This is a genomic window from Pseudomonas baetica, assembly GCF_019733355.1.
GTDB classification, from domain to species: domain Bacteria; phylum Pseudomonadota; class Gammaproteobacteria; order Pseudomonadales; family Pseudomonadaceae; genus Aquipseudomonas; species Aquipseudomonas baetica_A.
The window spans coordinates 148,066-162,503 of record NZ_JAIHLQ010000002.1 but is presented as its reverse complement, the minus strand read 5'-3'; the positions used below and the strand labels follow the sequence as shown (position 1 = coordinate 162,503).

The 14,438-nt window shown below is 59.2% G+C and carries 9 protein-coding genes and 6 pseudogenes; 5 read left to right on the top strand and 10 right to left on the bottom strand.

The window, feature by feature from the left end:
• Nucleotides 1–302 precede the first annotated feature (302 nt).
• The 6 genes and pseudogenes from K5E40_RS02390 to K5E40_RS02365 form a co-directional block, all read right to left on the bottom strand.
• Nucleotides 303–467, bottom strand: a pseudogene (locus tag K5E40_RS02390) (PfkB family carbohydrate kinase); the annotation flags it as partial.
• A 108-nt stretch (nucleotides 468–575) separates the two neighbouring features.
• A complete protein-coding gene (locus K5E40_RS02385; RefSeq protein ID WP_044275553.1) occupies nucleotides 576–1,544 on the bottom strand; it encodes an LLM class oxidoreductase in 969 nt (322 codons plus the stop codon).
• Nucleotides 1,545–1,608: 64 nt separating this feature from the next.
• Nucleotides 1,609–1,914: a helix-turn-helix transcriptional regulator gene (locus tag K5E40_RS02380; protein ID WP_017735055.1), complete on the bottom strand. Its 306-nt coding sequence runs from the start codon at nucleotides 1,912–1,914 to the stop codon at nucleotides 1,609–1,611.
• A gap of 106 nt (nucleotides 1,915–2,020) precedes the next feature.
• Entirely contained in the window at nucleotides 2,021–3,145 is a 1,125-nt protein-coding gene (locus K5E40_RS02375; protein WP_032902060.1) for an alkene reductase, read from the bottom strand.
• Between the two features lie 166 nt (nucleotides 3,146–3,311).
• Nucleotides 3,312–3,614, bottom strand: coding sequence for a putative quinol monooxygenase (locus K5E40_RS02370; RefSeq protein WP_032902063.1), 303 nt, complete (start codon nucleotides 3,612–3,614; stop codon nucleotides 3,312–3,314).
• 181 nt (nucleotides 3,615–3,795) lie between these two features.
• Nucleotides 3,796–4,791: a zinc-dependent alcohol dehydrogenase family protein gene (locus K5E40_RS02365; RefSeq protein WP_032902064.1), complete on the bottom strand. Its 996-nt coding sequence runs from the start codon at nucleotides 4,789–4,791 to the stop codon at nucleotides 3,796–3,798.
• 289 nt (nucleotides 4,792–5,080) lie between these two features.
• Between K5E40_RS02365 and K5E40_RS34855 the strand changes: the two are divergent.
• Nucleotides 5,081–5,209 (top strand): annotated as a pseudogene (locus K5E40_RS34855) (Na+/H+ antiporter NhaA); the annotation flags it as partial.
• Nucleotides 5,210–5,306: 97 nt separating this feature from the next.
• Nucleotides 5,307–6,141: pseudogene (gene chrA / locus K5E40_RS02355) on the top strand (chromate efflux transporter); the annotation flags it as partial.
• A 64-nt stretch (nucleotides 6,142–6,205) separates the two neighbouring features.
• Here chrA and K5E40_RS02350 read toward each other — a convergent pair.
• Complete coding sequence (locus tag K5E40_RS02350; protein WP_050558305.1) at nucleotides 6,206–7,264, bottom strand: DNA-binding protein; 1,059 nt, start codon at nucleotides 7,262–7,264, stop codon at nucleotides 6,206–6,208.
• A gap of 185 nt (nucleotides 7,265–7,449) precedes the next feature.
• On the opposite strand from K5E40_RS02350, the gene K5E40_RS02345 reads away from it, so the two are divergent.
• The 3 genes and pseudogenes from K5E40_RS02345 to K5E40_RS02335 form a co-directional block, all read left to right on the top strand.
• Nucleotides 7,450–8,466 (top strand): site-specific integrase, encoded by a 1,017-nt coding sequence (locus K5E40_RS02345; protein ID WP_260455481.1) that lies wholly within the window; start codon nucleotides 7,450–7,452, stop codon nucleotides 8,464–8,466.
• Nucleotides 8,463–11,429: pseudogene (locus K5E40_RS02340) on the top strand (Tn3 family transposase). Before K5E40_RS02345 ends, K5E40_RS02340 begins: the two are co-directional and overlap by 4 nt.
• A gap of 60 nt (nucleotides 11,430–11,489) precedes the next feature.
• Nucleotides 11,490–12,377: pseudogene (locus tag K5E40_RS02335) on the top strand (Mu transposase domain-containing protein); the annotation flags it as partial.
• Nucleotides 12,378–12,654: 277 nt separating this feature from the next.
• Here K5E40_RS02335 and K5E40_RS34850 read toward each other — a convergent pair.
• From K5E40_RS34850 to K5E40_RS02320, 3 genes and pseudogenes are all read right to left on the bottom strand, one after another.
• Nucleotides 12,655–12,975 (bottom strand): hypothetical protein, encoded by a 321-nt coding sequence (locus K5E40_RS34850; protein ID WP_017737775.1) that lies wholly within the window; start codon nucleotides 12,973–12,975, stop codon nucleotides 12,655–12,657.
• Nucleotides 12,976–13,051: 76 nt separating this feature from the next.
• Nucleotides 13,052–13,543: pseudogene (locus K5E40_RS02325) on the bottom strand (LysR family transcriptional regulator); the annotation flags it as partial.
• Between the two features lie 67 nt (nucleotides 13,544–13,610).
• On the bottom strand, nucleotides 13,611–14,354 hold the full coding sequence (locus K5E40_RS02320; protein ID WP_017737776.1) for an SDR family oxidoreductase: 744 nt from the start codon (nucleotides 14,352–14,354) through the stop codon (nucleotides 13,611–13,613).
• Between the last annotated feature and the right edge of the window lie 84 nt (nucleotides 14,355–14,438).

Here is a 14,438-nt window from a genome sequence, read left to right as displayed (position 1 = left end):
CTGATAGACGAGTGACATCTGCACCAGCAGAGCCATGATGGGCTATTCGCGCGTCGGTTCCCAATTGCTATTACGTACTTTACGCACCTGGTCATTCGAGGGTTTTGCCGACGCCGGTTCGACCGGTTTACTATTGTTCGGGTTGCTTCGCAATCGCGGTATGAGGGTGCTTCTTTCGGGATGAATGGGTCAGGCAGTTGCCCGATCCGGTTGATTATCAGTGCCGTTGCGTAGCATCGCCTACCAGCTTCACCGCGACGTTACCTGAGCCATTCCGGCCGGAGTCAAACGGCTACATGTTGTCAATCCGGCATCACCTCCCTTGCAATCAATGCCCCCGGATACTGAATCACCCGCCCGGCCAGCCTATGGCCTTCGGCAGCTGCATGTTGTGGAGTGCCGCCGTCCAGCCTGCTGGCGAGATAACCCGCGTTGAACGAATCGCCAGCGGCCGTGGTATCAACCAAGCTCAGTCAAACGAGCAGAGAACCCCTGCTGGTCCTTGTTAAGCAATACTGCCTTGAAACTCATGAGCAATCCCCACGGATAATGATTTGATGCCTCACCACGCCGGCTTATGCTGACATGACGAAGTCAGGTAGAACGAACTGACCGAGTTCCTCAATGACCTCACCTGCGGGGCGTTGGCCGTATTTCAAATTGATGATCACATGGTTAACGCCGATCTCCTGCAAGCTGTGCAGCAGCGGGATCAGGTGATGTCGCCCCAGTTGATAGCCCAGGTGGATCGGCCGAGGTGGTGTCTGCGGGTTATCTGTCAGGTCGATGTATAGCGACTGGGTGAAGGGTTTGAACAGTTCACCACATTCGGCACGAACCGCCTTGCGCCAGTCCTCGACAATCAGCTGCTGAGTCTTCGGTGCACGCGGATAGCTGATCCAGCCATGACTGCAGCGGGCGATCCACTCCAGCGTCTGGCGGCTATGGCCGGTGACGAAGAAAGGAATTTCCGCCGTCGTCGGCTTGGGAATCAGATCGGCCCCCTCAAGCGTGCCGCCGGACCAGGTCAAAGGCACGAAACTGCTGCGCTGAACCTCGCGAAATACCTTGAGGTATTCGCGGAACAGGCTGTCGCGTTGCTCCGGGTCGACACCGAATGCCGGAAACTCTACTGGACGGTCACCGGAAGCCACGCCGAGTAACAGGCGGCCACCGCTGAGCTGATCGACACTAGTTGCGGCCTTGGCGGTGTGTAGGGGATTGCGGATTGGCAGGATGACCGACGCGGTGCCCAGCGCAATCGAGCGAGTGTGTGCCGCCATAAAACCCAGGTAGACCCAGGGATCGAAGACCTGGCCCGAATCACCGAAGCTGGGGTCGCGTAACGGCACGTCGCGAAACCAGAGGGCAGAGAAACCCAGCTTCTCGGCGCGTTGGGCCAGGTTCACTTGGTCGAGCATACTCGGCGTATCGCCGGTAAAGGCTTCGAGGGGGAAGAAAAGACCTAGGCTCAGGCGGCCTTGGCGGTAGGTGTGCTGAAAGCCAGGTTGTTGCTGATAGGGAATGGAATTCGGAGTTAACATCTTCTCTCCTACATATTTCAAAATATAGATTTTGAAGGGCTGAAAAAACGCCTGCGAGCAGGCATCAAATCAGCGCTTTCAAGGCCACCTGGAACGCCGCGATGTTCTGCTCATGGCGTTTGTAATAAGTCCAGGGACCGATGCGTTGTGAGGTCACCAGTTGCGCCCGCTGCAAGGCAGCGAGATACAGCGAGACGGTCGACTGCGACAGGCCTACCCGATCCTGGATGATGCTCACGCAGACACCGACCTGCTCAGGATCCACCTCCTGCTCGGGGAAATGATGACGCGGATCCTTCAGCCAACTGAGGATGTTCAGGCGTGTTGGGTTGTCTAGCGCCTTCAGCGCTTCGCTTACGTCGATACTCATAGGTCACGCACGATAACTATTTTTTGCTATATTACGATATGCCCGCTCAACCGACAATGCGCCGGCCCCCGAACCGTATCGCTCGGGGGCCGGCACCTCGAGCGGACTATCCGCCATAGGTCGGATAGTCGGTGTAGCCGACAGCGGTTCCGCCGTACATGCTGGCCGGATCGACCGGGTTCAGCGGCCAGCCATTGGCAATCCGCTTGGGCAGGTCCGGGTTGGCGATGAACGGACGGCCGAAGGCGACCAGATCGCCCCAGCCCGCCTCGAGCACACGCTTGCCTCGCTCGGCGGTGTATTTGCCGGCATAGAGGATGCGCCCGCTGAAGACCTCGCGCACCGCGCTGCGGAAGCTTTCCGGCAGCTCCGGTGCGTTTTCCCAATCCGCCTCGGCCAGCGACAGGTAAGCGATGCCGACTTCTTCCAGCACCTTGACCGCTTCGACATAGGTCTCGTGTGGGTTTTCTTCGACCAGGCCGAGATATACGCGGGCCTCGTCGGTGCTGGCGAACAACGGGGCGAAACGCACGCCGAGCCGGTCTTTACCGACCACCGCGGCCACCGCCTGGGTCACCTCACGGAGGAAGCGCAGGCGATTTTGCAACGAGCTGCCGTACTCGTCGTCGCGCTGATTGCTGTGCGCGGAAATGAACTGGTTGATCAGATAACCGTTGGCGGAGTGGATTTCCACGCCGTCGAAACCGGCGTCGAGGGCGTTGCGAGCGGCCTGTGCATAGAGCTGTACCAGCTCCTTGACCTCGGCGGTGGTCAGTGCACGTGGCATCGAAGGCGGCGCCAGGGCGCCGGTGCCGGGACCTGTCTCGATGAATACGCTGACGCCCTCGGCCGGGATCGCCGATGGCGCCACCGGGGCTTCGCCATTGGGTTGCAACGAGGTGTGCGAGACCCGGCCGACATGCCAGAGCTGAGCGAAGATGGTGCCGCCCTCGGCGTGTACCGCATCGGTCACTTTGCGCCAGCCGAGGATCTGTTCGGCACTGTGGATGCCCGGGGTCCAGGCGTAGCCCTGGCCGCGCGGCTCGATCTGGGTGCCCTCGGTGACCATGAAGCCGGCACCGGTACGCTGGCGGTAGTAGGTCGCCATCAGGTCATTGGGAATGTTGCCTGGCTGCGAGCTACGCGAACGGGTCAGCGGCGGCAGGACGATGCGGTTTTTCAGGCTGTAGGGGCCCAGCGTGGTGCTTTCGAAAAGAATGGAATCTTTCATGTGTAACTACCTATATATTTGCGTTTGTAGATAAATAGATGCTAGTGCCTGGACAGGCACCTCTCGAGCGCTCCGTTTAGAACAGGCCGGTGGACGTCCAAGCCCAGTCGCGTCCCTGCCGCCGCAAAGCGGCAGGGACGCGACTGGAGCGCCTTGTTGGGTTTGCTTAGCCGGGTAGCTTGGCCGCCAGGACGTCAACCTTCTCGATTGACGGCGGTTTGGCAAACAGCTCGGCAGCCTTTGCCATAAGCGCCGCTGCGACCTTGCCCGAAAGATGAGCCTGCCGACCTGCTTCATCCGGGAAGGCGTCAAAGATGCCAAAGGTGGACGGCCCCAAGCGGATTCCGAACCACGCCGTAGTGGCTGGCTCTTCCTCCACTATTGGAAGGCCATCCAAGAGAAAGTTCTCTACCTCTTTCTCTTTCCCAGGCTTTGCTTCCAGACGAACGAACAACGCTACTTTGACCATGACGTACCTCCTGTTGTTACGACGACATCACCATGCGTGACGTATTCCAGTAAGCCCAACGCGATATTCGCCGATTTGCCGCCCAGCTCCAGCGTGGCGGGGATGAAGGGGCAGCGTCGAGTCATTTCCGCAGTCGCGGGAAAGGCGACTCTGCCCTCTCCTGGTCTTTCACGAACTGCCTCTACCGAGATACCGTGACGACGATCTTGCCGAACTGCTGGTTCGATTCCATGTAACGGTGCGCTTCGACGATCTGCTCGAAGGGGAAGGTCTTGGCAATGATCGGCTTCAGCTGTCCGGCCTCGAGGCCGCGCGTGATAAAGGCTTGCGCAGGCGCCAAGCGTTGCGGATCACCGGTCAGTTCGAACAGCGTGTAGCCGCGCACGCTCAGGGCCTTGTTCATCGCTACCAAGGCCGGGAACGGCGTCTCCTGACCGCTGAGATTGCCATAGATGAAAAGCAGGCCCTGCTGACTCATCGCTTGCGCCAGTGTTTCGACTTGCGGCCCCGCGACCGGGTCGAAGGCGATGCGCGCGCCGCGGCCGTCGGTGATCCGCATTACCTCCGCGACCAGGTCCTGCTCCTCGGTGGCGATCACATGCGCCGCCCCCGCCTCGCGTAGCGCCGCCTCCTTCGCGCGCGTCCGGGTCGTCGCGATCGGAATGGCGCCGACGCTGTTGGCGATCTGGATCGCGGCCAAGCCGACGCTGCTCGAAGCCGCCGTGATGATCACCGCATCACCGCGCTTGAGTTGGGCAATCTCGATCAGTGCGCCATAGGCGGTCAGATACTGCATCCAGATCGCCGCCCCCTTCACCGCGCCGACGCCCGCCGGCCGCTTCAGAACCCCCGTGGCCGGCACGATCGCCTGCTCGGCATAGACGCCAAACTTGTTCATGGAAAAAGCCGGAATCACGCTGACCGCTTCGCCAACCTCGAAGCCGTGAACGCCGCTGCCCAGCGCCTCGACGATGCCGGAAGCTTCGTAGCCGAGCCGGGCCGGCAGATGCGTCGGCTCCAGGTACACACCCGAGCGGAACATGGCTTCCGCGCGATTCAGGCCGATCGCCTCGACGCGGATGCGCAGCTCGCCGGAGCCCGGAGCGCCAACTTCGAGCTCTTCGATCTGCAAGACTTCGGGGCCGCCGATCTGATGAAAACGGACAACACGGGTCATTTTGGGTCTCCTTCTATTGAGGGATGGGAGCAGCGAGCCAGCCCTTGGCTGGCGCAGGTTAGCCGCCCCGCGCGTTACAACGTCGCTTCGGTCTGTGTGTCCGGTGCGTGGCTACTTCACGGACATGCAAATGCTATTCGCCATATATAGATTTGTAAATATGTAATTTTAATAATTTTATGCCCGTCCCTGCTCCCCCTATCTACGCTGCCTATGAACTCTCCCTGTCGAAAAAAATGCTGCCATCCGCTAAGTGCGCCACGGCGTGGTTCGCTCTTCGCCGGTCATCTGGGTCGCCTATGTAATCATGCCGTTATTTGCGCTCGCCAATGCCGGCGTAAGCCTTGATGGCGTCAATCTGGCCAATGAAGGCTCTTTGACGGTCATGCTCGGTGTGTCGTTGGCACTACTCCTGGGCGCAAGAGCGCCAGCTATTCAGCCCAGCAGGTTTGCCTCACTCGGACGGCCGGGTACCTGGCAAACCTTCGGCTACTTTCATGCACGAAGGCAAACGCATGACAAACACCCACACTGACCACCACAGCCCGTGGTCTGTCTTTCTCATCTTTCTGCGCCTTGGACTGAGCTCCTTCGGCGGCCCCATCGTGCACTTAGGCTATTTCCGTGACGAGTTCGTCACACGACGGCGCTGGTTGTCCGAACGCAGTTATGCAGACTTGTTGGCACTGTGCCAATTCCTGCCAGGGCCTGCAAGCAGTCAGATTGGTATGGCCTTGGGTCTGTCCCGCTCGGGCTACGCTGGAGCCATGGCGGCTTGGGCAGGATTCACACTGCCCTCAGCCATTGCCCTGGTCCTGTTCGCGCTGGGTATATCTAACTAAGGCGATGCCGTCTCGTCGGGAGCGCTCCACGGTCTGAAAGTGGTGGCAGTACCTGTGGTTGCCCAAGCTGTATGGGGCACGCAACCTGTGCCCGGACGTATTGCGTGTCACCAGCATGGCGATTGCTGCCTGTGTCGTCCTACTTATGCCATCTGCGTGGGGGCAGGTCAGCATGATTGCTGCTGCTGCCATCGCTGGCCTGCTGCTGTTCAAGCCTACTCAGGACTGCGCACACGATCCGCTGCCGATCGCGGTAAGCCAGCGTGCCGGAGTGATCTGGCTAGCACTGTTCTGTACGTTGCTGATGGGGTTGCCTGTCTTGGCCCAACTGCTGCCGAGTCATGCCGTAGCAATGGTGGATGCCTTCTTCCGTAGCGGGTTACTGGTCTTCGGTGGCGGCCATGTCGTGCTGCCGCTGTTGCAAGCTGAGGTGGTGCCCTCCGGCTAGGTCAACAATGACGCGTTTCTTGCCGGATACGGTGCTGCGCAAGCGGTGCCCGGTCCTTTGCCCCAGCTGTGTGAATCGCCCCTGATTTTCTAGACACTCTCCAAGCTCATTGCATAACGCCCATTCAAGATGCCAACGGCGGGTTCGGTGGCAACGTTCTGAGTTCCACAAGTTGGCTGTTTAACACCGCGTTGTCTTGGAGCAGACGTTGTTGCTCTCTGGCAAGTTCGGTCAACTGGGATTCTGCTTGGGTGAAACGGTCTGTCAGAAGACGCCGCTCCCGCTCGGCCACAGCCAACTTCGTCCGCGTATCAGCCAAGCACTGTTCGTCCTGGACATGCCGCTGCTCCAGTGCCTGATGGATCTGTTTCAGCTCGGCGAGTTGCCGTGCCAACTGCTCCTGTGCGCTGCGGCTGAGGATCAGCGACTCCTGGGACGTGTGCAGGGTGCTCTGCAGTCGATCGTGGTCCTGCGCCCAGCGTTGTTCCTGTGCGTGCAGTTCGCCCAGGTGGGTTTGTTGTGCGAGCAGGCGCTGGCGGAGCTCTGTCAGCTCCTGTTCCAGGTGCTGCTGGCGTTGTTCCGCGGCCTGGCGCTCGTCGGCGCGCTGTTGCGCGACCGATGCCTGGTAATGCTCGAACTGCCCCTGCGCTTGCTGCAGGTGTTGGCTCAGTGTGGCTATTTCCGCGACGCGGTCGACCAGGCGCTGTTCGAGCCCGAGCTTTTCGCTGCCCAGACTGACCAAGGTGATTTCCTGCCGCTGCACGGTTTCTTCCAGCCCTTGGCTGCGTGCTTGGGCGGTGGCCAGCGCCTGACTTTGTTGCGCCTGTGCGTTGAGTAAAGCGTCCCGCTCGCTGAAAACCTGCTGCAACTGCTCCTGCAGCACGGCGGTGGCTTCGCGATGGGTCTGCTCCGACTGCTCGACTTGGAGGGTCGCCTGCGCCTGCACTGTTTCGTAGACCCCTTTCAACGCCAGGACCAGCTCGGCAGGCAGTCCAAGCTCCGCGTGCGCCACCGTGTCTTGGTGGGCTGCTTTCCAACGTTTTAACAGCGGCGCGATGGTGCTCTTGCTGCCGGTTCCGCCCAAGGCTTCGCGGACGCTGTCGATCGTTGGATTTTTGCCTTGAGCAACGAGTTGGGCGGCGGCGGCGGCGACGTGGACATACATGATCCCTGGGCGGGCCATAAGCACCTCGGATTTTTTCGTACCGTAGTATGGAAACGTAATACTGCAGTTTAAGTACAGAATAGAACAGCCCGGCGAAACCCTCGGCGAACCGACGATAAGCGTGGTTATCGCGAGTTAGGCGTTCACGCTCGGCATTCGCTTCTATAATCCGCAGTACGCACGGCCTAAACAGGCGTTTCTTGATGACTACAAGAAATAACGATGAAATAGCCACCCCGTTACTGCTCGACGAGCGAGCAGCCCTTGCGCGTACCAACGGTACGCTCGCTACCCCGGAGCAGTTGGCCCAGCGCTACCAGCGCTTTCTCGCGGCCGCCACCTCCGACAACACCCGCCGAACCTACCGCTCGGCCATTCGCCACTTTCAGGCCTGCGGCGGCGTGCTGCCGTGCGATGAAGCCACGGTGATTCATTACCTGCTGACCTTCGCAGAAGCGTTGAACCCGCGCACTTTGTCCCTGCGCCTGACCGCGCTGGGGCAATGGCACCGCTTTCAGGGCTTTCCTGACCCGACCGCCAGCGCCACCGTACGCAAGACCTTGCGCGGTATCGAGCGAGTGCACGGGCGCCCGCGGCAGAAAGCCAAAGCCTTACTGCTGGAAGATCTCGACCTGATCGTGACGCACCTGGCCACGCTCGACGGGCTCGCGGCGCTGCGTGACAGCGCATTGATACAGGTGGGGTACTTCGGCGCGTTCCGACGCAGCGAACTGGTCATGCTGGAAGTGCACTACCTGCAGTGGGAGCGGGAAGGTCTACGGATCACGCTGCCGCGCTCCAAGACCGACCAGGAGGGTCAGGGCTTGGACAAGGCGATCCCCTACGGCGACAACATCTGCTGCCCAGCCAAGGCTTTGCGGTGCTGGTTGGATACCGCTCAGATTGAGCAAGGCCCGCTGTTCCGCCGCATCAGCCGCTGGGGTGTAGTCGGGGCTGCTCCGCTGAACGTGGGTAGCGTCAATGCCATACTGGCGGCTCGCGCCCAGGAAGCGCGTCTGTCGCATGCCCCAGAGATGAGCAGCCACAGTCTGCGCCGTGGACTGGCAACCAGCGCCCATCGCGCCGGTGCTGACTTTCTCGAGATCAAGCGCCAGGGTGGCTGGCGGCATGATGGCACCGTGCACGGCTATATCGAGGAGGCCGGCGCCTTCGAAGAAAACGCGGCAGGCTCGCTATTACGGCGTCAGCAAGATCCATGAGTCGACTGGAAGAAACCGCCTATCCGCGTCTTAAAACCGAGTTCAGCCCACAGGAACTCGGCGCGATATACACACCCGGCCCCCAGGAGAAAGTCTTGATCTTTGGCTGGTATCGGCAAGCCCCTACGCGCGTCTGCCTCCTGATCCAGCTGAAACTCCTGCAACGGCTCGGCTATTTCCTTCCACTCGCAGCCACGCCACCGGCAATCCTTGAACATGTCTGCCGCCTTGCAGGATTGCGAGTTCCCGCCAAGGTCGCCCTGCAGCGTTACGACCAATCCGGCAGCAAACCACGCCACCAGCAGCGGCTTCGCGTGCATCTGGGCATTCAGGTGCTGGATGCCGAGGGCGATCAGTGGCTGGACGAGGTCGCTCATCAAGCCGCCACCTCGAAGCAGGAACTACCCGACATCATCAACATCCTCATTGAAGAGCTGGTTCGCCGCCGTTATGAACTCCCGGGTTTTACACGGCTCAGCCGTCTGGCCCAGCAGGCCCGTGCCAGCGTCAACGAGTCGATTTATCAGAGTGTCGCCAATGCATTGCCAGCCTCTGCCACGGCGCGGCTGGATCAGCTATTGGAGCCCCAGGGGCGCAGTGCATGGGATGGCCTCAAGCGCGAACCGAAGCGTCCCGGCGCTCGTGAGGTTGTAAGCTTTCTCAAGCATATCAACGGACTGATCGAGCTGGCCGATGGACTTCCCTTGCTGACGAATATCGCGATCAGCAAGCGCACCCAGATGGTACTGGAAGCGCGAGCGCTCGATATCGCCGAAATGCGGGCGATGAAGGCCAACAAGCGCTACACCTTGGCCGTGCTCATGGTGCAGTCGCAACTGCAGAAGGCCATGGATGACGTGGCCGAAATCTTCATCAAGACCCTGCGCAGCCTGCACCGGATTGCCGAAGAACGCTTGCAGCAGTACCACCTGACCCATGTCCAGCAGGTGGATCGGCTGATCGGTCAATTCCGGGAGGTGCTCACCGTCCTACAAGCGCCTTTGCCGTCAGATGAGCGACTCGCACAGGTCGACGAAACCCTTGAGGGCGATCCTGCCTCCTGGATCGTCCAGTGCGATGAGCACATGGCCTTCGCCGGCAACAACTATTATCCGTTCATGTTGCAGCCATACCGCAGCAAGCGCTCGTTACTGTTTCAGTGCCTGGACGTGCTCGCACTCAAGTCCAGCTCGCAGGACGACGCGCTGTTGCAGGCGGTTGACTGGCTGCAGCGGCATCGCAACAGCCACCGCGAATACCTCACGCTCGGCGCGGACGAGTTTGCCGAAATGGCGCTGGAGGGGCTGCCCGAAAAGTGGCGAAAACTGATCTTCGCCAAGGGCGACACCGCCAGCAGTGAGACCTTGATTCACCGTAAGTATTTTGAGCTCTGCATCTTCTCTCAGGTTATGCAGGAGTTGAAATCCGGCGACCTCTACGTTTAGCACAGTGATCAATACGACGATTACCGCGAACACCTGGTGAGCTGGGATGAGTATCAGGAGGAAGTGCTGCGCTACGGCGAACTGGTGGGCATGGACGTCAATCCGGCCGCGTTCACCCAAGGCCTGCGCAACCAGTTGAGCGCGCTCGCGCAAACGGTCGACGACCACTTTCCGGATAACGAGCATGTGGATTTGACTGAATCCGGGCTGCTGATTCGGCGAACCGAACGAAGGGAGCCGCCGCCCCAGCTGCCCATCATCGATCAAGCCATCACGGCAACCGCCGAACCCAAAAGCATCTTGGACGTACTGACTGAAACAGAGCGTTGGCTTGACCTGCACCGCCTGTTTGGCCCGCTTTCTGGCTTCGAGGCCAAGCTCGATGAGCCACGTAAGCGTTTCATCACCACACTTTTCTGCTATGGCTGCAACCTAGGCGCATCCCAAACCGCGCGTTCGGTTAAAGGTTTCAGTCGCAAACAAGTGGCCTGGCTTAATCTCAAACACGTCACCGAAGAGCGGCTTGACAAGGCCATCGTGGCGGCTATCAACGCCTACAACCGCTTTGCCTTGCCGCAATATTGGGGGAGCGGAAAGGCCGCCTCCGCGGACGGCACCAAGTGGAATGTCTACGAACAGAATCTGCTTTCCGAGTACCACATCCGCTACGGTGGTTACGGCGGTATCGGCTACTACCATGTTTCCGACATGTATATCGCCCTGTTCAGCCGCTTCATTCCCTGCGGGGTCTACGAGGCGGTTTACATCCTGGATGGCCTGGTCAAAAACGACTCGGATATTCAGCCGGACACCGTGCATGGTGATACCCAGGCCCAGAATGCCCCTGTGTTTGGTCTAGCGCATCTGCTCGGTATCCAGCTGATGCCGAGAATTCGCAATATCAAGGAGCTCGTTTTCTTCAAACCGGAGAAGGGAAGCCACTATCGCCATATCAACAGCCTGTTCAGAGCCTCCATCGACTGGGCGCTGATTGAGCGCCACGTTCCAGACATGCTTCGAGTAGCCATCTCGATCAAAGCCGGCAAGATCACACCTTCAATGATCCTGCGCCGACTGGGGACCTACAGCCGGAAAAACAAGCTGTACTTCGCCTTCCGCGAGCTCGGCCGCGTGGTGCGTACGATGTTCCTGCTGAATTACATCAACGATATCGAACTCCGCCGGAACATCCACGCAGCCACCAACAAGAGCGAAGAGTTCAACAACTTCACTAAGTGGCTGTTCTTCGGCGGAGAGGGCATCATTGCCGAGAACGTGCGGCATGAGCAGCGCAAAGTCATCAAGTACAACCACCTAGTGGCGAATCTGGTGATCCTGCACAACGTGCAGGAAATGTCAAGGGTGCTCAAGGATCTGCAGCGGCAGGGACACCCAGTGGATGAGGCGGTGCTCAAGGCGCTGTCGCCGCATCGGACGAGTCATATCAATCGTTTCGGCGACTACACCCTGGACCTCGATCGGAAGATCAAACCGATTGACTACAAGATTCAGTTTTAGCTTTTAAATCATAAGCTTAATTGCATTTTGGCGAATTTGGTGCGAATCCCGGCCAACCCTCTTGTCGATAAGAACGTTCAAGGCAGTCGACGGCGCATCTGGATTGACGCTCAAACTGCATGTTCCACACCCTCGAGGAACTGAATGCCTGGCTGGGCCAACGCTGTCGTGCGTGCGCTCTGGAGCGAGCTGCTACACCCCTAGTGCAACGGGCTGACGGTGGCGGACGTTTTGGAGCTGGAGCGGGTCGAAATGGATGCCGACCGCCTTTGATGGCTACGTCGAGCACACCGTAAGGGTCTCCAGCACCTGCCTGATCTGCGTGGCACGAAATCGCGATTCGGTGCCGTGTGAGCGAGTCGGCCAGTGGGTCAGCAGCCGTCTATATCCCTCCCGGATCAGGGTCATCGCCGATGACACGATGATTGCCAGCCACGAGTGCCTATTTGATCGAGATCAGGTCAGTTTTGACTGGCAGCATTACATCCCACTCATCGAACGCAAACCCAGTGCACTGTGCAATGGCACGCCGTTTGCTGATCTGCCCACTCCGTTGCGGCTTCTCAAGCGGGGCCTGAGACATCACAGCAACGGTGATCAAATTATGACGTAGGTATTGGCTGCTGTGCCCATCGCTGGTCTCGACCCGGTGCTGGTAGCGGTAGAACTGGTGCTTGAGTCGGGACCTTCGGTCCCCCTGTGTGAAGCGCTGAGCGCGGCACGCGCGAAATCGATTGGCGCTTGCGAGGATTGTCTGGCGCCCTGAGTGCCGATCACATCCTAAATGTTCTCGCCCGACTCACCGCCACTGCACCGCCGCTCTCCGTAGAAACCAGCCTACAACTTAAGGTGGCACCCGCTGCCAACACGGCCCGATATTACCAACTCCGTACAACAGATGAGGAGAGCCGCCTGCCGGACTTGGAAATCAGGAATGACATCCTTTGACAGCCTCATCAACGCTGGGACAGGTTTATTCTTGCCTGCTGGATGTCGACAGTTCGCATGCTGAAGATTCCAGACTGAATGGGATTAGACCAGTCAATGGTAAGCTTTTCACAGGCTCGCCCCCCCCTATCAACAGTGACTTCCGGATGAATGGTATTCTCTCGGCCGGCTATGTCACTGTTACGACGATACGCCAGGACGGTTCGCGGCAAGTGTTTAACTATGCAGACAGCCGGCTTTCTGGAAACCACCAGCGAAATTCCGGAGCCGCATGGGTTCAAAAGTAGCCGTTGCTCTGCCATCTAGTGAACGGACCGTCGAATTCACGGAGCATGCTCACAACAACCTTGAAGTGGATAGCCGTGACCACAACATGCGAGCTGCTTATATTCACATTATTGGGAACACGGCCGTGTCGGTGAGGACCATCATCGGCTGGCTGTTGGCATAGGCGCTTGGCTGGCTGTGGATGGCCCAGCGGTTCGAACATCTGCGCCACGTCGCCATAATCCGGATCGTAGAAAAGAATGTCACGCATCCAGAGCGCACCAAAGTCCAGCGCTTCGACGCGTTGCGCCATCTCGAAATGACCGCGCATGGTCGGGGCCGCTCGGCCGGGATGGGTTTCCAGGGGCAAAATCGGACCGATAGTGAGTGCTTCTGGTTGAAACAGGCGTTGAAAAACGGGATGACGCTCCTGGGAAGGATGAGGAGTCGGCTACATCTGTGGTAAAAAGGGCGTCGACAAAGCGATCGGTAAACCACAACTCCACGTGCAGCTCAGGCCACTGCTTCAGATAGGCATCAAGGATCGGCAGGACATGGCGCTGACCAAAGGACAGCGGGACCGTGAGTTTAAAGGTACCGGTCGGCCGCCCACGGCCCGGACCATGGTCACCTCGACCTCATCAAGATCCTCGATAATCTGCCGCCAGCGCTCATACGCAATCTGCCCCTCGTTTGTCAGGCTCAGTTTGCGCGTCGTGCGATTGAGCAACCGTGCGCCCATCCGGTCCTCCAAGCGAACAATGCGGGTCCATGCCCAGTGTAATCGCCGCGGCGGTAAAGCTTCCCGCCTTCACGGTAAAAACAAACGGGTTGATATCACCGATATTGGTTGGCTTGCGTGGAAGTTTGGCTCCAGGCCAGACATTCGAAGTATTCAATAGTGCTAAAGCTTAGTCGCTCGCGCCCGTGCTTTTGCGCAAGGGCACAAACGGCACAGGTTAACTATCAGAAGTCTTGCGCCGTCGGACGCAGAACAATCTCGTTGATATCGACATCGGCAGGTTGCTCGATCGCGTAAGCGATGGCCCGTGCAACCGAATCAGCCGGGATGGCCTTCTTGTAAAACTCGCCAACGACCTCGGCGCTCGGCTGGTGCCCGCTGCCGAACTTGAGCTCGGAATCCACCGCGCCCGGCTCGATGGTCGTCGTGCGAATATTCCCGCCGACTTCATGACGCAGGCCATCGGAAATAGCGCGCACCGCAAATTTGGTACCGCTGTACACCGATCCACCGGGGCTGAACACCTTGATGCCGGCAACCGAAGAGATGTTGATGAAGTGACCGCTGGCCTGTTGTTCGAAAAGCGGCAACGCGGCCGCGATGCCATACAACACGCCCTTGATGTTGATGTCGATCATGCGATCCCACTCTTCGACGCGCAGCTGCGAAATCGGAGAGATCGCCATCAGCCCTGCATTGTTGATCATCACATCGATGCGACCGAATGCCTCGACAGCCTTGGCGACCAGCGCAGACAAGTCCTCTTTGTTTGTGACATCGATCGGATGGGCAATCGCCTTGCCGCCTGCTGCGGCGATCTCCCGGACAATCGCGTCCAGACGATCCTGGCGACGGGCGCCAAGCACTACATGGGCGCCGAGCGCTGCCAGATGACGCGCCGTTGCTTCGCCCAGACCGCTACTCGCACCGGTGATAACGACCACTTTACCCTGGATGTTTTTACTCATGTTCAGCGCTCCTGTTGAGACCTGTTTGGGTTGATGAGCGCAGTCTGCGCTGGTTTTATTCGTCAGAAAATGGAAGAGTTCGGA